Annotated in this window: 22 protein-coding genes; 7 read left to right on the top strand and 15 right to left on the bottom strand. The window is 50.8% G+C overall.

The genetic code is table 11. The features are described from left to right. Positions 1-221: 221 nt before the first annotated feature. From ACYVHB_RS29570 to ACYVHB_RS29560, 3 genes are read left to right on the top strand one after another with little or no spacing between them, the layout of a single operon-like run. Positions 222-665: an alcohol dehydrogenase catalytic domain-containing protein gene (locus ACYVHB_RS29570; protein WP_461055578.1), complete on the top strand. Its 444-nt coding sequence runs from the start codon at positions 222-224 to the stop codon at positions 663-665. A gap of 9 nt (positions 666-674) precedes the next feature. Further along, positions 675-1082 carry a zinc-binding dehydrogenase gene (locus ACYVHB_RS29565; RefSeq protein WP_461055708.1) on the top strand — a complete coding sequence of 136 codons (408 nt, stop codon included), beginning with the start codon at positions 675-677 and terminating at the stop codon, positions 1080-1082. Beyond that, positions 1069-1173, top strand: coding sequence for a zinc-binding dehydrogenase (locus ACYVHB_RS29560; protein WP_461055576.1), 105 nt, complete (start codon positions 1069-1071; stop codon positions 1171-1173). The genes ACYVHB_RS29565 and ACYVHB_RS29560 overlap by 14 nt, the downstream gene beginning before the upstream one ends. A gap of 108 nt (positions 1174-1281) precedes the next feature. Here the strand turns inward: ACYVHB_RS29560 and ACYVHB_RS29555 are convergent, their stop codons facing one another. The 3 genes from ACYVHB_RS29555 to ACYVHB_RS29545 form a co-directional block, all read right to left on the bottom strand. Continuing rightward, a complete protein-coding gene (locus ACYVHB_RS29555) occupies positions 1282-3747 on the bottom strand; it encodes an ABC transporter permease (RefSeq protein ID WP_461055574.1) in 2466 nt (821 codons plus the stop codon). 12 nt (positions 3748-3759) lie between these two features. After that, positions 3760-6159 carry an ABC transporter permease gene (locus tag ACYVHB_RS29550; protein ID WP_461055571.1) on the bottom strand — a complete coding sequence of 800 codons (2400 nt, stop codon included), beginning with the start codon at positions 6157-6159 and terminating at the stop codon, positions 3760-3762. A gap of 407 nt (positions 6160-6566) precedes the next feature. Next, positions 6567-6785: a helix-turn-helix domain-containing protein gene (locus ACYVHB_RS29545; RefSeq protein ID WP_461055569.1), complete on the bottom strand. Its 219-nt coding sequence runs from the start codon at positions 6783-6785 to the stop codon at positions 6567-6569. On the opposite strand from ACYVHB_RS29545, the gene ACYVHB_RS29540 reads away from it, so the two are divergent. Continuing rightward, the gene (locus ACYVHB_RS29540; RefSeq protein ID WP_461055707.1) at positions 6749-6901 is read left to right on the top strand and encodes a zinc-binding dehydrogenase; all 153 of its coding nucleotides are present in this window, start codon (positions 6749-6751) and stop codon (positions 6899-6901) included. The genes ACYVHB_RS29545 and ACYVHB_RS29540 overlap by 37 nt on opposite strands. Before the next feature lie 77 nt (positions 6902-6978). Here the strand turns inward: ACYVHB_RS29540 and ACYVHB_RS29535 are convergent, their stop codons facing one another. After that, complete coding sequence (locus ACYVHB_RS29535; RefSeq protein WP_461055567.1) at positions 6979-7731, bottom strand: SDR family oxidoreductase; 753 nt, start codon at positions 7729-7731, stop codon at positions 6979-6981. A gap of 178 nt (positions 7732-7909) precedes the next feature. Then, positions 7910-8302: a winged helix-turn-helix transcriptional regulator gene (locus tag ACYVHB_RS29530; RefSeq protein WP_461055566.1), complete on the bottom strand. Its 393-nt coding sequence runs from the start codon at positions 8300-8302 to the stop codon at positions 7910-7912. A 97-nt stretch (positions 8303-8399) separates the two neighbouring features. Here ACYVHB_RS29530 and ACYVHB_RS29525 point away from each other — a divergent pair, with 97 nt between their 5' ends. Continuing rightward, the gene (locus ACYVHB_RS29525) at positions 8400-9077 is read left to right on the top strand and encodes an NAD(P)H-dependent oxidoreductase (RefSeq protein WP_461055564.1); all 678 of its coding nucleotides are present in this window, start codon (positions 8400-8402) and stop codon (positions 9075-9077) included. A 128-nt stretch (positions 9078-9205) separates the two neighbouring features. Here the strand turns inward: ACYVHB_RS29525 and ACYVHB_RS29520 are convergent, their stop codons facing one another. The 7 genes from ACYVHB_RS29520 to ACYVHB_RS29490 all read right to left on the bottom strand — a co-directional run bounded on the left by ACYVHB_RS29520 (position 9206) and on the right by ACYVHB_RS29490 (position 13711). After that, entirely contained in the window at positions 9206-9628 is a 423-nt protein-coding gene (locus tag ACYVHB_RS29520; protein WP_461055562.1) for a GNAT family N-acetyltransferase, read from the bottom strand. Between the two features lie 333 nt (positions 9629-9961). Further along, complete coding sequence (locus ACYVHB_RS29515) at positions 9962-10681, bottom strand: hypothetical protein (RefSeq protein ID WP_461055560.1); 720 nt, start codon at positions 10679-10681, stop codon at positions 9962-9964. Between the two features lie 60 nt (positions 10682-10741). After that, positions 10742-11212 carry an OsmC family protein gene (locus ACYVHB_RS29510; RefSeq protein ID WP_461055558.1) on the bottom strand — a complete coding sequence of 157 codons (471 nt, stop codon included), beginning with the start codon at positions 11210-11212 and terminating at the stop codon, positions 10742-10744. A gap of 36 nt (positions 11213-11248) precedes the next feature. Beyond that, a complete protein-coding gene (locus tag ACYVHB_RS29505; protein ID WP_461055556.1) occupies positions 11249-11554 on the bottom strand; it encodes a DUF1330 domain-containing protein in 306 nt (101 codons plus the stop codon). A gap of 159 nt (positions 11555-11713) precedes the next feature. Further along, on the bottom strand, positions 11714-12577 hold the full coding sequence (locus tag ACYVHB_RS29500; protein WP_461055555.1) for an ATP-grasp domain-containing protein: 864 nt from the start codon (positions 12575-12577) through the stop codon (positions 11714-11716). A 48-nt stretch (positions 12578-12625) separates the two neighbouring features. Beyond that, on the bottom strand, positions 12626-13243 hold the full coding sequence (locus ACYVHB_RS29495) for a DJ-1/PfpI family protein (protein ID WP_461055553.1): 618 nt from the start codon (positions 13241-13243) through the stop codon (positions 12626-12628). Between the two features lie 12 nt (positions 13244-13255). Then, positions 13256-13711: a rhodanese-like domain-containing protein gene (locus ACYVHB_RS29490; RefSeq protein WP_461055551.1), complete on the bottom strand. Its 456-nt coding sequence runs from the start codon at positions 13709-13711 to the stop codon at positions 13256-13258. A 109-nt stretch (positions 13712-13820) separates the two neighbouring features. Here ACYVHB_RS29490 and pdxR point away from each other — a divergent pair, with 109 nt between their 5' ends. Continuing rightward, positions 13821-15371 carry a MocR-like pyridoxine biosynthesis transcription factor PdxR gene (pdxR, locus tag ACYVHB_RS29485; RefSeq protein WP_461055549.1) on the top strand — a complete coding sequence of 517 codons (1551 nt, stop codon included), beginning with the start codon at positions 13821-13823 and terminating at the stop codon, positions 15369-15371. Here pdxR and ACYVHB_RS29480 read toward each other — a convergent pair. Genes ACYVHB_RS29480 through ACYVHB_RS29470 form a run of 3 tightly spaced genes read right to left on the bottom strand, consistent with a single transcriptional unit; the run spans position 15340 to position 17421 of the window. Further along, on the bottom strand, positions 15340-16134 hold the full coding sequence (locus ACYVHB_RS29480; RefSeq protein WP_461055547.1) for an SDR family NAD(P)-dependent oxidoreductase: 795 nt from the start codon (positions 16132-16134) through the stop codon (positions 15340-15342). The two genes, pdxR and ACYVHB_RS29480, sit on opposite strands and share 32 nt — an antisense overlap. A gap of 54 nt (positions 16135-16188) precedes the next feature. Continuing rightward, entirely contained in the window at positions 16189-16509 is a 321-nt protein-coding gene (locus tag ACYVHB_RS29475; protein WP_461055545.1) for an antibiotic biosynthesis monooxygenase, read from the bottom strand. Positions 16510-16524: 15 nt separating this feature from the next. Then, a complete protein-coding gene (locus ACYVHB_RS29470) occupies positions 16525-17421 on the bottom strand; it encodes an SDR family oxidoreductase (protein ID WP_461055543.1) in 897 nt (298 codons plus the stop codon). A 113-nt stretch (positions 17422-17534) separates the two neighbouring features. Here ACYVHB_RS29470 and ACYVHB_RS29465 point away from each other — a divergent pair, with 113 nt between their 5' ends. After that, positions 17535-18503, top strand: a complete 969-nt coding sequence (locus ACYVHB_RS29465) for a GlxA family transcriptional regulator (protein WP_461055541.1) — start codon at positions 17535-17537, stop codon at positions 18501-18503. The last annotated feature ends 383 nt before the right edge of the window (positions 18504-18886 follow it).

Genomic DNA, 18886 nt, shown 5'->3' with positions numbered 1-18886 from the left:
ACGGGAGGAGCTTTTCTCCTGATCATACAGATTGTCGCAAACGGGTAATCAACTGGCGGGAACGGATAACTGGTGCGCTTAGAAGGGGCGTAGGTTTGTCTCACTGAACCAAATACTCCTTGGTTCAGCCGAGAGACCCATCAAATCCTATCACATTGACACGTTTGGCAACATTGACAGCTTAATCATCCGGGAACACAACTGGCGGCAGCCGCAGCCCCGTGAGGTCATCATCCGGGTCCGGGCCACCTCGCTCAACCGCCGGGATTTGTACATCCTGCATCAGACCTAACCGCTGCCGGCCCGGCGTCGTACCCATCAGCGATGGTGTCGGCGAGGTGATGGCAATCGGCGAAAAAGTAACCCGGTTTCAGGCTGGCGACCGGGTGTCCGGGACGTACTTCGCCCGCTGGCGCGATGGGCGGGTTGGCTGGGATATTGCCGACCAGTTGGGCTGCACCTTAGACGGGATGCTCACGGAGGTGGCCATCTTACCCGAAGATTCGGTAGTTCCTATTCCGGCGCATCTATCCTGGGAAGAAGCCGCTACGCTGCCGTGTGCTGCCCTCACCGCGTGGTCGGCCCTGACGGGGCCTAACCCCCTATCGGCGGGGGATACCGTGCTGACCATCGGCAGTGGCGGGGTTCCCCTGTTTGCCCTTTAGTTCGCTAAACTGCTTGGTGATCAGTTGATTGCGCTAACCTCGAGGGACGCAAAATTCAACCGGTTACGTGCCCTCGGAGCCGACCACGTACTGAACTACCGCACCAATCCCGACTGGCCCCAAACCGTTCTGGCGTTAACGGGTAGCCGGGGCGTTGACCGGGTGGTCGAAACGGGGGGCATCGACACGTTCGCCCAATCGGTTTGGGCAACGGCCTTTGGCGGAGAGATTGCCTTAGTGAGCAGCGTGGGGAGCCTTGGAACCCCCGCCGACGTTGATTTGAACGCGATTTTGACTCCGCTTTTTGTGGGACTGATTACCGTCCGGCCCATTTTCGTGGGTAGTCGGCTGTCTTTTGAGACTATGAATCGGGCGATTACGGCGCATCAGCTTCGCCCGGTTATTGCCGGTTATTGATCGGGTATTTCCCTTTCAGCAGGCTAAGGAAGCGTACCGGTACTTTGCTGCGGGTCAGCATTCGGGCAAGGTTATTATTTCAGGGGTTTGAGGATTAGCCGGTTAGGTTCGCTGGCTGGTTAATTCCTTAACTAGCCAGCGATTGCCTGCTATCATCTTTCAGAGCGTGTTATAAAGTACCTGCTGAATGCTGTCAGCTTCATTCACTTCGCAACGACTTTACTGGATTCATCAGGGCCGCTTTTATGCTCTGGAAACTTACTGTTATGAACGCAATGGCCAGTGCCAGAATGCCAGCTACTACGAAAATCCACCACGGAATATCGATTTTGTAGGCAAAATTCTGTAACCACTTATTCATGGCCCACCAGCCAATAGGCGAAGCAATCAGGATTGCGATAACGACCAGCGTGAGGAAGTCTTTAGTCAGCAGCAGCACAATGCTGGTGACGGATGCCCCCAGCACTTTACGCACCCCAATTTCTTTAGTACGTTGTTGAGCGGCAAACGCTACCAGCCCGAACAGCCCTAAGCACGAAATCAGAATAGAGATGGCCGTGAAATAGCCTACAATCCCGGAAGTTCGGGCCTCAGCTTCATAGTTTTTCTGAAAATCTTCGTTCAGGAAGGTGTAGGAAAACGGTTCGTCTGGCCGCAGGATTTTCCAGGTTTGTTCCAGAAAACCCAGTATGTTCTTCATACTGGCCGTGTTGACGTGGACAAGGATGTAATTGTAATTAGGGCGATTATTCAGCAGAAAACTGTATGGCTCAATGGTCTGATGGAGGTTCTCGAAATGGAAATCCTTTAGTACGCCCACAATTTCATAAGGATGGGTTTCGCCTTGCCAGTCAAAATTCAGTTTCTGCCCGACAGCCTTGCTCAATGGAATCTGAAATTTTCGTAAGGTCGCTTCATTGACAATGATTCGGTTACTTGTGTCGCCTGGAAACTGCCGGGAGAACAGGCGACCCGTAAGCAGTTTGAAACCCATCGTTTGCAGAAAGTCGTAATCGACCCAGTTAGTTTCTACCTGCCGGGCACTCATGGCCCCCTGTTCGGGTCGGTGTAACAAAAAGTCCGTAGCGTTATTGATGCCAGGATAATACTGCGTTCCGGCGGCACTGACAACCTGATTGTTACGCAGGATTTCGGTGCGGTAGGCGTTATACATCGCATGAGCTTCGGGGCTGCTGAGCGGAATGGCAATCTGCTGATCCTGCGTGAATCCCAGCGACGTATTGCGCAGAAAACGCATCTGTTCCTGAATCACGAAGGTGGACAAGACCAGCCCCACTGAGATAACGAACTGAAAAATCACCAAACTGCGACGCAGCGTTACCGCCGACAACGTGTTGGCAAATTTGCCCTTCAGTACCTGGGCCGGATTGAATAAGGACAAATAGAAAGCCGGATAACTGCCGGCCAATAAGCCCGTTAGTAACGCCAGACCAATGAAAGACAAAACAATACGGGGTTCGAAAAGCTCAGCTACTTGTAGAGCCTTGTTTGTTAATTGGCTAAATACAGGCAGTAGTACCATCACCAGCAACAGTGCGATGACCAGGGCCAGTAACGACAGCACCATCGACTCGCCCAGAAATTGCCCGATCAACGAGCCTCGTTGGGCTCCCATTACCTTTCTAACACCAACTTCAGCCGCCCGTTTAGCGGATCGGGCGGTAGACAGATTCATGAAATTGATGCAGGCAATCAGCAGCGTAAATATGGCTATCGATGCCAGAATATACAGATAAGTTTTGGTATTAGTTGGAGTCACGACGGTCTTAAACCGGTCGGAGAGGTGCAAATCCGGAACCGACACCAGAAACAATCTTTTATCGAAGCCAACCGCTTTCAAATCGCTGCTGGCGTATTTACTCATGAACGCCGGAAATTTCTTCTCCAATTGGGCAGGATCTGCACCCTGCCGCAGCTTTAAATAGGTAACGAACATGTTGTTGCAACAGAAATCCAGTTTAGAATTTCGGAGGAAGCCACCGACAAAGCCCGCGTAAACGGGCAGGAAAAATTTGGCATCAATGTGGGAACGAGCACTTTCGTCACGGTAAATACCAGTCACCTTAAAATCTTCCCCATTACCCGACGTACCACCAATCCGAATTAGTTTGTTAAGAGCAGGGGCATCGCCAAACAGTTTACGGGCCGTTTCCTCCGACAGCACCACCGAATGTTGATCAACTAAGGCAGTGTGTGCATTGCCCTCGGTAAACTGATAGGAAAACAAGTCGAAAAATGTCGAATCGACCTGATACCCCTTGGTTTGGTAGAAGGATTTGACGGCTTTACCTCCTTGCCGCACCTGTAGCAAGGCTTTATCATTCATAATATTGACCCACAACCGGGCTGCCTGTTCTATTTCCGGAAATTCGGCCTTGAGGGCAAACGCATAGGGAGCCGATGCGGTCGCGTTCATTTCACGGCCGGGGTTCTTATTGGCCCGTCCAATGATCGTTTCCTGAGCCATCAGATACAATTGGTCGGCGTGCTGATGATGTTTATCGAACGATGTTTCGTTGCGGATGTACAACAGCAACAGCATACAGCACGTCATTCCAATAGAAAGGCCAAAGATATTTATGGCCGAAAACGACTTGCTCCTCAAGAGATTACGAATCGCAATTTTAAAATAGTTTGCTAACATACTCGTAGGGATTTATTCACTTCTCAATGATTTCACCGGATTCATCAGGGCCGCTTTAACACTCTGGACACTCACTGTCAGCGCGGCCACCAGAACCGTGGCTCCAATGGCGATCAGGAAAATGCCGGGGCCGAGGGTGATTTTATATTCGAAAGCCTGTAGCCAGCCGTCCATCACGTACCACGCCAGCGGAGCCGCCAGCACAAACGCCACCGCAATGAGCCGGGCGAATTCTTTCCCGAACAGCCACAGAATACTACCTACGCTGGCCCCCAGCACCTTGCGAACGCCAATTTCTTTGGTCTTTTGCGCGGCCATAAACAGCACCAGACCGTACAGGCCTAAGCAGCCAATGAGTACAGCAATTCCAGCAAAGAAATTAACAAGTTTACCCATCGTTTGCTCCTGCTGGTAGCTGCGCTCAATCTGGGCATCCACAAACTGATGCGTGAAATACGAATCGGGATACACCGTATTGTAGTGGGTCTCCAACTGGCTGATGACGCGCTGGAAATCGCCGGTTCGCAGTTGTAGGTTAGCGAAGCGATAGCCCGAAGCCTGCGTCGTCATAAAGAGCGGATCGATGGCATCCTGCAGCGTTACCTGGTTAAAATCCTTTACCACGCCCACAATTTCCAGATTCCGGTCGTTGTTATGCAGGATTTTTCCCAGCACCTGCGTGAGCTTACCTATGCCCAATTTCCGCACAAACGTTTCGTTGACGAGTGTTTCGCGGGCGGTGTCGGAGGGGTACAGATTACGCCCGGCCACGAGCTTGATGCCGTACAGGTCCAGATAGTTCACGTCCACACCTTTGCGGTGGAGCGTAAATTTCTCCTTCTCAGGCCGAGTATCATATTGCACGGTCGTCTGGCTCACCCAGCCCGACTGTGGGGCACCGCTCATTGAATAGCTGAATTTTTCAACATCGGAAATGCTGGTTGCGAGGTTACGAAACGTACTCATTTTAGGCACATCCTGTTGCGCAACATCCGGCAGTTCAATGGTCAGAATGGCGTTTTTTCGAAATCCTAAATCTTTCTCCTGCACAAACCGGAGTTGACTGGCCACCACCACCATACCAATGATGAGCATCTGCGAAATGGCGAACTGAGCTACCACCAAACCCCGGCGCACCGAGAAGCCGCCCACCTGCCGCGCCGTAATTTTACCCGCCAGCGCCATCACGGGTCTGAAGCCCACCAGCACCAAGGCCGGGTACACCCCCGAGAGCAGAATGACACCCAACACCAGCAAGGCTAACCAGCCAATTACCGACGCGTCGAAGTAGAACGTGAACTTGAAGGCCCCAGACAGATTTTGCTGAATCAGTGCCTGACCAAGTTGAAATAATCCAAACGCAATCACTGTAGCCACCAGGGTTATCAAGGCCGTTTCGCCCATGAACTGCGCGAACAACTGACCTTGTGTGCTGCCCATTACTTTCCGCACACCCACCTCCCTTGACCGGTTCAGGGCCTGCGCCGTGGCTAAGTTGACGAAGTTGATACTGGCCGTAACGATCAGGAAAATGCCAATAATGAACAGCGACACGATCAACCCTTTGCTTACTCCGTTGTAATCGGTCGAGAAATGAATGTCGTGCAGGGGCTGTATTGGATACCGAGTTTCTTGGGCTTCTTTCGGATTGTATTTTTTCACGAACCCCAGCATCTGCCGGTCCCAGTCGGCAGCCGTAAACCGGTCGTTGAGCAGCACAAAGCATTGCGAACTGCTGTTGGTGTTGCCGAAATCTTCATCGGTTCCACCTCGGTACTCCTTCAGCGTAGCGTAGGAGGGCATCACCGAATAAGGAAAATCAGTATTGTCCCGATAATTATGAAAAATGCCGACGATCCGGGCGTTGATGCGCCCGTTGATTTTGAGTACTTTGCCAATTACCCCATCGGTCGTACCGAAGTATTTCTGGGCGTTTTCGGCACTGATAACCACCGTATTCGGCTGATTGAGGTCCGCTGGCCCACCCGCGATCCAGTCGTAATCGAATATGCGGAAGTAGGTCGGCTCCACAAACGCGCCTATACCCTCCTCATCTTCCTTAAATTTCTTATCTGGCCCGCCCATAACAGGTATCGATACCATTGGTTCTTTCCACTGGTCAATCATGGCGAGTTGTTCCACATCGGGGTGGTCGTTGCGGACGGCTTTGCCCATTGGATACGGCACACCCGGCGTGTGAAAATCACCATTAGGCGTGGCGAATTTGGACACAATACGGTACGTCCGGTCGTAATTGCGGTGGTGGGTATCGGTGGCGAAGTGGTAGCGGACGAGCGCAAAAATAAGCAAGGCACAGCCCATGCCCAGAGCCAATCCCGTCACGTTAATTAGGGCGTAAGTGTGGTTCTTACGCAGGGTGCGCCAGGCGATTTTGAAATAATTTCGTAGCATCAGAATCAGGAGTGAAGTCGACTTAAAATATAGAGGTTCAACTATCATACCACAATCGCAAAACCACCACCAGATGGTTCTATGCCACATTCGGAGCATATTGTATGTCCGATATCGTACGAAAAAGTCCGGTTACAAAGCGAACATAACTGAATTGAATGTATAACGGTGCGGGAATTATACTCACAAAATCAAGACATTTACTGTACTGAACTATTAACCCTTTATCACTATACAGTGTACCTATGAAATTATGTTTGATACCTCAGATTACAGAAAATGGGCTGCGTATTAACATGCGTAGCCCATTTTCTTGCTGTACGGCGATAATCATCGGTTTGGCTTCCGAGAAAACTTGATGAAAACCGCCTGTGGGTTATACAATTTCAGAAAGATACACTCTTTTTTTATACAAAAACAAGAAATAGTATGCTAAAATCTATATTATTAAAATATTGTGGTGAAGAATACTCCCACTCGTAAGCAACTTCAGCCGCTGTTTTTGATGACTCCAACAACGCCTGCCGGGCGGCCTGTAGTCGGTGCTGAGCCAGGTACTCAAACGCCGTGGCCTGGAACAGTTCTTTAAATCCCTGCTTCAGTTTGTATTCGTTCAACCCGGCCACCTGAGCGACTTCGCCCGGTCATTGATCGGGTGTTTCCCTTTGAGCAGGCTAAGGAAGCTTACCGGTACTTTGCAGCGGGCAACCATTCGGGCAAGGTTATTATTTCAGGCATCTGAGGATTAGCCGGTTAGGTTCGCTGGCTGGTTAATTCCTTGACCAGCCAGCGATTACTTCTTGACCGCTGTTGCGCCACTTACCTGATGTGTACGTACCCGCCGTCGACCGTGATTTCTGAAGCGTGGACGTACGAGGCATCATCCGAGGCCAGAAAACTAACCACCTTCGCCATTTCGGAAGGCTGACCGAAGCGTTTCAGCGGAAGCATTGGCTCAATTGAGCCGATCACAGCATCAATCTGTTCGGGGGAGAGACCTGTTTTGCTGAAACCATTGGTCATTGTGTAGCCGGGACTTATCGCGTTTACCCGAATTTTCTTCGCCGTTAGTTCAGCGGCAAATGTCTTTACGAATGATTGAACCGCTGCCTTGGCTGAGGAATAGACAGAGGCATTCACACTGCCATACTCCGTTACTACCGATGTGTTTAAGATTACCGTTCCGCCTTCGTTGATGAGGGGCAGTAGTTGCTGTACGGTAAAAAATGTACCCTTTACCAGCACATTGAAAAGCTCATCGAACTGCATTTCGGTAACCGCTTCGATTGGCGCAAATTTCCCGTAGCCAGCATTGACGAACAGAATGTCGATCTTAGGGACGACGCGCTTAATCTGCTCCTGCAATTGCAAAACATCGGCGATTTTACCGGCATCAGAAACAAACCCGGACGCATTCGGCCCCAAATGCTGCACAGTTTCATCAATCGATTCGTTGAACCGTCCGGTGATAATCACGGTTGCTTCTTGCCGGATGAACTCTTCAGCAGCAGCTAACCCAATACCGCTCGTACCGCCCGTTATAACAGCTACTTTGTTTTGTAGTCTTTCCATAAGTCGTCTAATTTGACGACAAAAGTAGAAGGCTGCGAAACGTAGTAACACCCGAATCTTGCTGCTTTTTCTTAATCATTCATTTTTTACAGTTGCCGCTTTAGACAGGCTTTCGCGGCAAAAATAATTCATACTCAGTGGCGTAATCCATCACCGAAAACCTTCAGCGACTGCCCGTTTAGTCAGTCGCTAAGTCTACCGGTTGGGCTACCGAATCCAGAAAGTTTTTGTGATCCAATCCCCAATGCTTGAGTGCTTTCCAGATGGGGGTTAGTCGTTGGCCACTTTCCGAGAGTTGATAATCAACCCGTGGGGGTACCTGGGCGTATACCGTTCGCACCAACAGGCCATCCCGTTCCAACTCCTGTAGGTGCAAGGTCAGCATTCGATCGGTGATATTGGGAATCAACTGCTTGAGTTCACTAAACCGTTTGGGCTGTTCTTCCAGCTTGTACAAAATCATGAGTTTCCACCGTCCTCCTATTATATCGATGGCGTAAAGCATACCGCAGGCTTCGTTGAGCACCCGTCGATTTACGCTATTGGTTGAACTACCTTTTCGTTTGGTCATAACATACATTTTTGTGTGTATCATACAATCGGTTGCTGACGGTCAGGCTGCTCCGAACGAGCTTAACTTTGTGGCAGAATCATTCGTCATACGCCAAATGTCATTCAGAAACGTCCTTATTGTCTACGCCCATCCCGAGCCGCAAAGCATGAACGGGACTTTGTTTACTACGGCCGTCGCCACCTTCGAGGCCCTGGGCCACCGGGTTAAAACGTCAAATCTTAACGAATTAGGGTTTAACCCGGTTTCCGGTCGTCATAACTTTACCAGCCTCAGAGAGACTACGTTTTTTAAGCAACAAGCTGAAGAAATGTACGCTTCTGAGGTAGGCGGTTTTGCGGCTGACATCGAACGTGAATTGCAAAAAGTGGAGTGGTGCGATCTGATGATCTGGCAGTTTCCACTGTGGTGGTTTAGCGTACCGGGCATTTTAAAAGGGTGGGTCGACCGGGTCTTTGTTATGGGACGCGCTTATGGTAACGGGAAGATCTACGAGACAGGCGTTTTCCGCGGGAAGAAAGCCCTACTCTCCTTAACAACCGGGGGCACTGCTGAATCGTACCAACCCGATGGTACCAACGGGGATTTATCAGGTATTTTACGTCCGTTGCACCGGGGCGTCCTGGAATTTACCGGTTTTTCGGTGCTTAGCCCGCATGTTGTGTATGGTCCCGCCCGCCAATCGGAACAGGAAATAAACGCCCTGGTAGCCAATTACGAAACGCGTTTGCGTATGATTTGGGAGGAGCCTCCATTGGTAGTGGGCAGGTACTGACGGAGCCTGTTCATGTAATCACCCCGCCCTGCAATTGAATTTAAATAAATTTTCTACGTCCTTTTGCCTTGTTCTTAGCGACTGTAGTTGAGGTCGAGGCAGGGAATGATGCGTTTGGTGAGCATGAATCAGTATCGTTCAATCAGCTTACGTTGCATAAAAAACTCGGGTTTGTCTAAGGCCGTGAAGCCGAACTGTTCGTAGAGGGTATGAGCATCCCGCGTAGCCAGCACCCACCGGCGCAATCCCTGTAAGGTTGGCCAATTCGAGATCGTCTCCATTAATTGCTTCGACAGGCCCCGCCCCCGGTGTTCGGGCAATATGAATACGTCGGCTAAATAAGCAAACGTGGCCTGGTCGGTAACTACCCGCGCGAAACCTACCTGACGGTCGCCCTGATATACACCAAAACATAGCGAGTTATCAATTGACCGATGAACAACATCGGGTGGGACGTTCTGCGCCCAATATGATTCATGGCTCAGAAAACGGTGGATCAGCGCAGTATCTAACCGGCTTTTATCGGTGCTGATTGTATAGTCATTTAACATCCTGCTCTTTATTGATCGCCCTGGCTTATCAGACCGAAGCACTTAGCTTGACTTTAGCCTTTTTATAGCTCGAATCTTACATCTTTTCGCCGGTGCGAAGTCTTTGCTCTTTAGCAGATTACGAGCATGGCTTGCCGAAGTGGGGGTCATATATATTCGTCCGCCCGGCTAATAGAAGCTAAATTTATAAATCAAAGTTGATGATTTGCACATAGCTAAATTAATAACGTCAAGCTGGATATGAAGCCAAATTGAAAAACAAAAAGTTGAAACACAGCTTCCGTCCGCCCCCATTTTAGCAAACCCCATGTTAGCGGTTCGTTGTTTTTCTCGTCAATCTGGAAATAAACTCATATCTGCTCTGTAAACAAGTGTCTCAGATGTAATCGAAGTGATGGTTTTTATTTTCAATATGGTTTCTATTATTGATAGTTCTTCCTGTAAGTTTTCTGTCTTGCCAAATTCTGCAAATGAGTTTAACCCAATTAAAAGAAGAAATTGATTCAAGTTCCCACCGTCAACCATCTTGAATGTCAAAAATGTTTTTACACCATTTGTTTGATAAGATGTCTTTAATTTCTCAATCATTTTTTTACCCGATTTAATATCTATTACGTCTATCATTACAAGACGAAGAAATTTTGTTTTTAAGCTATTGTTATCGGAAATGCTGAGGTTAGTAAGGTTTACCATTTTATATCCTCCTTCAAAATCACCAAATGGGTATGTGTGAAGTGCATTATCAGCTCCATCTTCAGCTGGTTTTACAGAATTGTCAAAGTCGCTCCATAAATGGTTAAAAGTTGCATCAACAAATTGATCATCTCTTGTACCCGATATTATGTACCACCCATACCATACCCATTTATCGCCATTGTCTTTGTGCCATTTGAGATGTTGTTTGTATCCGTTTTCAAAATTCTTGGCTTGCCCGGGCTTTGGTTTCCAAAATGAAATATGGGCGACATTGTTAGGTTGTCCAAATGAAAATCCCGTAATTATTGAAAATGTTAGTGCTAACAATATTCTGTTTGTTAATGTTTTATTTTTCATGTTTTTTTTAGTTTTTTGTTCAAAGTTTGTAGGGTGTCGTTACAATGACCGCTAACAGCACTATTCAAGCCGAATCGAAGGCTGGTGCTTTATCGGAAAGTTGCAGGAGTTGGCAATGAAACACATCCGATGCGCTTCCGCGTGTAAGGCATTGGCTCGCTCTGTCAGCCGCTCGTCCGTGATCGTTACGACCGGGTGCAGGGTAACCTCCCGAAACTGCCCGCTGCCGTTGGTGGCTTCTTCCATGACGCCCGTAGCCTGGTCGGCATAGTCCGTAACGACGATACCGTTGACGGCGCACAGGTGTAAATACCAAAGCATATGGCAGGCCGACAGCGAGGAGACGAATAGCTCTTCGGGGTTATACCGCGTAGCATCGCCCCGGAACGAAGGGTCCGACGATCCTTCGATGGGCATCGCTTTGCCAGCCCCGGTGAGCCGGTGATTGCGGCTGTACGTTTTGAAATCAGCCGTTCCGGTGCCGTTATTGCCAGTCCATTTGGTTTTGATCCGATACCTGTGCTGTTTCATAAATAACGCTCTTCGAGTAAATTAACACGATGAAAATCATGACAATAGCACTCCCTCAATCAATAGCACCCGACTGATCGACTCATCTTTTAGGGGCAGGTACTGCATACGCTGCGGATCGTCGCGGTAGGCCTGAAAATCGCTTTTGGTTGGAAACGTGACCACGTGAAGTTCATAGGGGTAGCCCAGTGTCGTCACGACCACCGACGGTTTTGGTGGCCGGACCCGGTAGATTAGTTCGCCCCTGTAGCGTTGCAACAGCGGCAGAACGTGATCCTCGAAGGAATGAAATACGGTCTCCTGTCCTGCTTTGACAAATAAAATCTGGGTGTAGTAAGTCATTAGTCAAGTCGTTTGAACAATCGTTCACAGTTGTTTTTCCAGGCACACGCTGTTAATTCCGAATAAGTTTTGGCGACGAGTCCATCCCTACGGGCCAGGTCGCTATCTGCTCGTGATACTGGTAGTTAATCTGAGCCAGACGATCAAAGAAGTTATTCATCAGGCCACTACCTCCATAATCTGGTTCGTAAAGCGTTCGACGGCTCCATCAGAGTGGCTCAGAAACAGTACCGGCTCGATCAGTTCCAGTTCCATCAGTACGAATTGACCGTTGATGCCGACGCCATCGACGCGGGCGTAGAGGGGCACGGGGGTCACTTGAGCCAGTACCGCTGTCGCCTGAGTAATGTAGTTGGCTGGTGGCGTACCGGCCTGAACCGTCCCACCCCACTGGGTCTGAACCCGAAATTCGGCGGGTGCGGCTCGTTTCAGCACGGCATGGCTATAACAACCGTTGAAGAACAGCAGCGACCATTCACCATCGGCCAGCACCTGCGGCAGCAGCGGTTGAACCAGCACGGTCGTCTGTTGTCGCAGTGTCTGGCTGATCGGCTCAAACTGAGCTACCTCGGCCCGGTTAAAGGCATAAGTCTGGTAAGCCCCACCCGACACGGCCGGTTTCATGACGATGGCCGACCAATTAGTTTGCTCAATCACCTCCTGAAGCGAAGGGCCATCAGTTCCCGTGAGCCAAATGGTCGGTGGGATGGCGATGCCCACTGAAGCAAAGTCCCGCAGGTAGCGTTTATCCATGTTCCACACCAGTTGGGCAACCGGATTATATACCCGCACCGACTCTTCGGCCAGGCGGGACAGCCACGACTGAAATCTCTCGGCATGGCGATGGTAATCCCAGCAGGAACGAACTACGACCCCGTCAAACCCGGTCCAGTCGACCGTAACGTCATTCCAAACGGCAGGTGTGACCGCAATCTGGTGTTGACGCAAGGCTGCGGCTACCAGTGCATCGTCAGGAGCAATACCAGGCTGACCAGCGTACGTAACGAAAGCAAGATGTTTCATGAGCGTTTGCCGGGTATAGTTACGTTACCACGTTTGAGTCGCCGTTCCCTATACAGTTTCCGCTCGAAACCAATACTCATACTGCATCTCGCGGGCGGTTGCATCAGCCACGTCGCGGCCCAGCAACCGGGAAACCACATAAAGCGCCATATCAATGCCGGCCGAAACTCCCGCTGAGGTGATGATTTTACCCGCATCGACCCAGCGTTCATCGGGTTTCAGAATAGCCGTTGGCACCAGTTCCTGTAAATGCCCGATGGCCGTGTAGTGCGTCGTTATCGGCAGCCCGTCGAGTAGTCCGGCCTGGGCTAAAATACGCGCCCCGGTGCAGACCGATAGCACCAGTTCCGCCGTCTTCGCCGTTCGGCGCACCCAGTTCAGTACGGCTTCGTCGTGCATCTCCCGACGGGTGCCGAGGGGCGTACCATCCGACAGAAAACCGCCCCCACCCGGTACAATGATAATATCCGCCTTCGGATGGTCGGTGAGCCGATAAGTCGGCAGGATAGCCAGCCCGTTGCGGGCGTGCACCGGGCCGTGCTTCGCTACCGTAAACGCGTTAAAGACGCGTTCATCCTGGATCTCCGTGACCCCAAACACCTCGAAGGGACCAGCAAAGTCGAGAACCTCAACCTCGTTGAAGAGCAAAATAGCCACGTTCCGCATGATATTAACCGGTTAGCAGCCGCACTCGATTAAACTGCCAGCCGCTTCGCCCGTGCTGGTCGGATATCCATCGCGTTTCCACCAGTCGAGACCGCCCATGAGTTCTTTGACCCGAAAGCCCAGCGACACCAATTTGGCCGCGCCTTTGGTGGAAGCATTGCAGCCGATTCCATCGCAGTAAACCACCAGCAGTTGGTCTTTGGGCAATTCCTGGGTCGTTTCGCCATTCATCTGCTTGTGGGGCAGGCTGATGGCTCCCGGAATGTGTTCTCGCCGGTAGCTATCCACCGACCGGGCATCGACTACGACGAACGACTGGATACCCTCGACTTGGTCGGCATACACGTCCGAAGGGTCGCACTCGTAGCAGAGTTTGTTGTAAAAAAAGGACAGGGCCGAGGCTACGTCGCCGGGTTGGTATTGAGCTACCCGTCCGATACGAATTGTGGGTAAGGTGAGCGTTTCCATTGATTTTAATTTATTTGTCTGCAAATTTGGCTTCATAATGGCTACGCCAAAAGAACCATTATTAGTTAAATCTACAGGGCCAATTTTAGTCAATAGCTGACCCAGCACCGTGTCCAAAAGCGCTCCCCAAATTGATCTGCCGGGTCTGCAACTCGACCGCAATCAGGCCATTTCTCTGCATGAGCAGCTATACGCCTTTATCCGATCTGCCATTATCGCTGGTCGGTTCAAACCCAACTACCGACTGCCCGCCACGCGCGTGTTGGCGGCCGAGTGGGGCGTGTCGCGCAATGTAGTCCTGCTGGCATTCGAGCAGTTACAGATGGAAGGCTATCTGATTGCCCGAACGGGTTCTGGTACGTTCGTCGCACCCGGAGAGCCATCGCCACTATCCATCCGTCCGAAACGACCGGCGAGTAGTTTGTCGGCAGACCCAGCCAAACTGACCGCTCAGGGCCTGCTCCGACGGGCTACCGACGAACATATTCTAACCCGCCACACGGTACGGGAGGAAATCCGACCCTTTCAGACCTCAGTTCCTTCCCTGCGCGATTTCCCCTTCGATACTTGGAGCCGGTTGGCCATGCAGGTTTATCGGGGACTATCGAACCAGCATTTAGGGTACGATGATGCGGCTGGTTACTGGCCCCTGCGCGAAGCCATTGCCGAACATGTGCACATTAACCGGGCCGTTCGATGCAGCACCGATCAGGTCGTGATCGTGCAGGGAACCCAGCAGGCGCTGTATCTGGCAGGTTCGCTGCTGCTGCAACCCGGCGATTCGTTCTGGATGGAAGACCCCGGCTACTCGGGCGCACGGGCCGGTTTATCCGCCAGTGGGGGTATTGCCTGCCCGGTGCCGGTGGAGTGCGATGGCATTGATCTGGACTACGCACAGACGAAGTACCCGGCGGCCAGGGTAGTTTACGTAACGCCGTCGCACCAGTATCCGATGGGCGGCACCATGCCCTACCCCGCCCGGAAACGGCTGCTCGACTGGGCCATGCAACAGCAGGGGTGGATCATTGAAGACGATTACGACAGCGAATTGCGCTACACCGGACGGCCGTTGCCCGCCTTGCAGGGGCTTGATTCGGCGGGACGGGTGGTTTACATCGGTACCTTCAGCAAGACGCTGTTCCCGGCGCTTCGGATTGCTTACCTAATCCTACCGGACCGTACAATGGCCGATCTGTTTACGCGGGCGAAAGTCTTGCTCGACCGGCAGACTCCCTTAGTCGAGCAACTGATTTTAACCCGGTTTATCCAGCAGGGCCATTTCGGGCGGCACCTTCGCCGGATGCGGCAACTTTATAAAACCCGGCAGGAATGGTTGCTGGAAGCTTTGCGGGAGATTCCTGCGCTGCATCCCACCCAAGCGCTGACTGCCGATGCGGGGATGAACCAGCTTTTCTGGCTACCCACATCGCTCGACGACCGCGTAGTTTCCGCCGAATTAGCCAAACGGGGTGTTATTACTCCGCCCTTATCCGACTATACGGTCCTCCATCAACAACCGCCTGCGCTGCTGCTGGGCTATGCCGCTTTTACGAAGGAACAATTGGTGGCGGCAGTTGCAATACTGAGATCGGTTCTGGAGGAATTATCTTCCTGTCGGCCTGGACAAGCTAATCAACCAGCGAACCACAGGAGAGGTTAATCGACGTACCCGTAATGGCACCAGCCGCATCAGAGGCTATAAAGGCCGCCGTTTCTCCTACTTGCTGCAACGTCGGCAACCGTTTCAATAACGTCATGCCCTCCATCAGGGATTGAAACGCTTTGTGTGAGTCTAAACCCGCTCCTTCGGCATGCAGTCCATACACCTCGGTAATGGTATCGGTTTCGGGAAGACCATCGGACCGCAGGCAAACCACCCGAATTCCTTGAGGACCTAATTCGGTCGCCAGTGTGCGGGTAAGCGCTTCAATCGCCGACCAGGCCGGTGCCATACCGCCAACCAACGGGGCAGCCGCTTTAGCGGGCGTAGCCGTTAACATCAAAATAACCCCAGACTGCTGAGTGACCATATGTCGTCCGGCTGCCTGAGCGGTAATGAAGTGCGAACGGGAATACGTAGCGATGGGCAGCATGAAGCCATCAGTCGATAACGTGAGGAGAGGTATTCCCTGAACACCAGTTTGGGGAATGCCGATTGCATTAAACGAAATATCAATTTTCCCTGCCTTGTTCGCAACATATTGTAAATGAGACCGTACGGCCTGTTCGTCGGTTGCGTCAAGAACAGACGCTTCCGCTCGCCCACCGGCGTGGATAATCTCATGAGCTATCTTTTCGATGATTTTTGCGTTGCGACCGGTCAGAAAAATAGTGGCTCCGTGCTGAGCGAAAGCGCGAGCAACCGCACTCCCAATGGCGCCACCGGCACCGTATACAACGGCAGTTTTATTGGCTAAAAGCATGATGATTTACTTTTTAAATGATAGTTTATGAAGACAAGAATAGTGCTGTCTGGATTACCGAGTAGCTGCTGGTTCACGGGTAAGTGGATACATTCCAATCTCGTTCGAGTCCTGAACCAAGGGTGGTGCTTCTAAGCGGCTTTTTATAGCCGCCTGAAAGTTCTGGAAAGCCTCCATGTTGGTAAAATTCTGATGAGCCGCTTCACGCTCAAAAGTGACTAAGTGAGCAAACGAATTGTCTCCTGTGTTGAGAATGCGGTACGAAATGCCAGTTGGCAGTTCCGCTTGTAACTGGTGAAAGACGGCTTTGATGAGTGCTTCGTGCTCGCCGACTTTATCCACTTTGACGCGGTAAGTGATGAGGGTAGTTTTCATGGACATGGACTGACGTTAATTAGCTTGAAATGCCGACGCGTGTTTATAGATGAATTCAGCAAAATTGGTGGGCCTGATTCCGAACAACTGGTGGGTGACCAGCCTGATGTTCGCAGTGGTGCATTTCTTACGTTCCTTCGACAGGTCGATCAGATGATCTGCGATCTCCTCTGGAACCCCCGCACCAATGAGGCCCTGTCGATACGCTTCCAGACCAATATTTACGTAGGTAATGGGACGATCAATAGCCTCAGAGACGATGGTGCAGGCTTCGGGCATCGTGAGTGCATCAGGGCCGGTCATCTCATAGATTTTACCCTCGTGGCCGCTTTCCAGCAACAGTTTGACAAACACTTTAGCGACATCCTCAATACTGACTGGGGCCAGCCGGGCCGATTCAATCGGCAGCACCAACACATTGCGTTGGGGGTCCACACCGGTCGGTGAACCGGGCAGGTACACCTCCATAAATTGGCTGGGACGTACAATCGTCCAGGCCACCCCAGAATCGATCAGGTAGTCTTCAATATTTTCGTGCTGGCGGGTGGGTTGGAAATTTTGTGTATTGAAGCCAATACCCGCTTCGGCTCCCGAGTACTTGATGATGTGCCGTACCCCAGCCTGGATGGCCGCGTCGATAAACGTTTGCTGGGTGTTGACCATGTCCTCAAAGGCCGATGAGATGAGCACCGCCTTTTCCACACCCGCTAAGGCGGCCCGGAGCGTATCGGGCTGTAGCATATTGCCTTCATACACGTCAACAGTGGGATAAGACGCCAGTTCGGTTGCCTTGGCGCGGTTCCGTACCAAGGCTCTAGCAGGAATTTGTTGCCTAACTAACTCCCGGACAAGGATGGACCCACTGAGTCCGGTGGCCCCCGTGATCAGAATTTTGGAGTTTGACTGCTTCATGATATTGTTTAGTTTTGCACAAAGGTAATGGCACAAATAACCTGTTTCAGGTTGTAAATAAGCCAATAGTTAGGGGTGTTTGTGCCACATGTGCTTTTGTTCTACTATTTGTGATGAAGCAGATCGCTTTTGTACTACCTAATGCTCAATTGAAACCTACCACGCTCTTGGGGGCAATTGAGGTGTTTGAAACAGCCAATGAACACGCTATTCAGGCTGGCAAAGAGCCTTATTTCGCGCTCAGCCTGGTAGGGGCCAACGTAGCTCAGGGCCTGGTCGATACGCAGCTTCAGATTGGAACGCATCACTACACCGACATCGCCAGGCCGGATTTGATTATTATCCCGCCGTTCCAGGTAACCGATACGACCTGGCTGAGGGAGAATCAAGACGCAGTGACGTGGTTAGTGAATCAGTATAAAGCCGGTGCCGAAGTAGCCAGTTTGTGTACGGGTGCTTTTTTACTGGCTGCTACCGGTTTGTTGACCGGCAAAGAGTGTTCTACGCATTGGAAAGCCGAACGTTCGTTTATGAATCTCTTCCCGGATGTAAAGCTTCGCGTCGACAAGATCATCACCGACAGTGGGGGTATTTATACGGCCGGGGGTTCAACGTCTTCGCTGAATTTGATTCTCTATTTGATTGAAAAATGGCAGGGACGAGCTGTTGCCTTGTACTGCGCGAAGATGTTACAGATTGACATTGATCGGGACTCTCAGGCCCCTTTTATTATGTTCAACGGGCAGAAAAACCACGACGATGAAGTTATCCGGGCGGTTCAAGCCTACATTGAGAACCACATTGATACCTTACTATCGGTAGAGTATCTGGCCAACCGATTTCTGATGAGCCGACGTAATTTTGTCCGGCGATTCAAAAAAGCGACTTACAATGCACCCATCGACTACATACAGCGCGTAAAAATGGAAGCCGCCAAACGCAGCCTGGAAACCACCCGGAGAAACGTAACAGAGGTTATGGATTCGGTTGGCTATACCGATACAAAAGCGTTCCGAACTATCTTTAAGAAAATAACGGGCTTAACCCCTGTCGAATACAAGGCCAAGTTTAGTATGAGCTGATCGCAAACGAAACAAGTGATTTTCGGAGCACAGTACTGGTCAGCTTCACGTGGACAAGAAGTATCTCGAAACCCCATAATAAGGCTTCTGGTGTTAGTTACGTAGCTTTTTCCTTGTATGACACCTATATTTATTCCGTACAATCTTCCCTCCTACCCCACTCGGCCGTTTAGGCCAATTAAAAGCCAGTCTGTAATATTTATTGGGCTTATAATGAGCTATCAATGAATGGTCTGCGACATAGGCAACCAGCAGAAAAATCGTTCAGAAAAACCTCCCTTTATTTATGGACTTGCAACAGTATACTGGAGATTTATTTCAAGCAGCCATCTGAGAGGTGTAAAAACAAGATTCCTGTTGAGCAGGAGTTCGGTAATTCAAGC

Source organism: Spirosoma arcticum (genome assembly GCF_054779955.1).
The sequence above is the reverse complement of the archived record's forward strand: the minus strand, read 5'-3'. Positions and strand labels throughout refer to the sequence as shown.

Coding starts and splice junctions, on each gene's coding strand:
- ACYVHB_RS29475 (WP_461055545.1), bottom strand. CDS start 16,509: ATGAAAACTACCCTCATCACTTACCGCGTCAAAGTGGATAAAGTCGGC.
- ACYVHB_RS29535 (WP_461055567.1), bottom strand. CDS start 7,731: ATGGAAAGACTACAAAACAAAGTAGCTGTTATAACGGGCGGTACGAGC.
- ACYVHB_RS29505 (WP_461055556.1), bottom strand. CDS start 11,554: ATGACTTACTACACCCAGATTTTATTTGTCAAAGCAGGACAGGAGACC.
- ACYVHB_RS29525 (WP_461055564.1), top strand. CDS start 8,400: ATGTCATTCAGAAACGTCCTTATTGTCTACGCCCATCCCGAGCCGCAA.
- ACYVHB_RS29490 (WP_461055551.1), bottom strand. CDS start 13,711: ATGGAAACGCTCACCTTACCCACAATTCGTATCGGACGGGTAGCTCAA.
- ACYVHB_RS29555 (WP_461055574.1), bottom strand. CDS start 3,747: ATGTTAGCAAACTATTTTAAAATTGCGATTCGTAATCTCTTGAGGAGC.
- ACYVHB_RS29510 (WP_461055558.1), bottom strand. CDS start 11,212: ATGAAACAGCACAGGTATCGGATCAAAACCAAATGGACTGGCAATAAC.
- ACYVHB_RS29465 (WP_461055541.1), top strand. CDS start 17,535: ATGAAGCAGATCGCTTTTGTACTACCTAATGCTCAATTGAAACCTACC.
- ACYVHB_RS29470 (WP_461055543.1), bottom strand. CDS start 17,421: ATGAAGCAGTCAAACTCCAAAATTCTGATCACGGGGGCCACCGGACTC.
- ACYVHB_RS29515 (WP_461055560.1), bottom strand. CDS start 10,681: ATGAAAAATAAAACATTAACAAACAGAATATTGTTAGCACTAACATTT.
- ACYVHB_RS29495 (WP_461055553.1), bottom strand. CDS start 13,243: ATGCGGAACGTGGCTATTTTGCTCTTCAACGAGGTTGAGGTTCTCGAC.
- ACYVHB_RS29530 (WP_461055566.1), bottom strand. CDS start 8,302: ATGACCAAACGAAAAGGTAGTTCAACCAATAGCGTAAATCGACGGGTG.
- ACYVHB_RS29480 (WP_461055547.1), bottom strand. CDS start 16,134: ATGCTTTTAGCCAATAAAACTGCCGTTGTATACGGTGCCGGTGGCGCC.
- ACYVHB_RS29500 (WP_461055555.1), bottom strand. CDS start 12,577: ATGAAACATCTTGCTTTCGTTACGTACGCTGGTCAGCCTGGTATTGCT.
- ACYVHB_RS29550 (WP_461055571.1), bottom strand. CDS start 6,159: ATGCTACGAAATTATTTCAAAATCGCCTGGCGCACCCTGCGTAAGAAC.
- ACYVHB_RS29520 (WP_461055562.1), bottom strand. CDS start 9,628: ATGTTAAATGACTATACAATCAGCACCGATAAAAGCCGGTTAGATACT.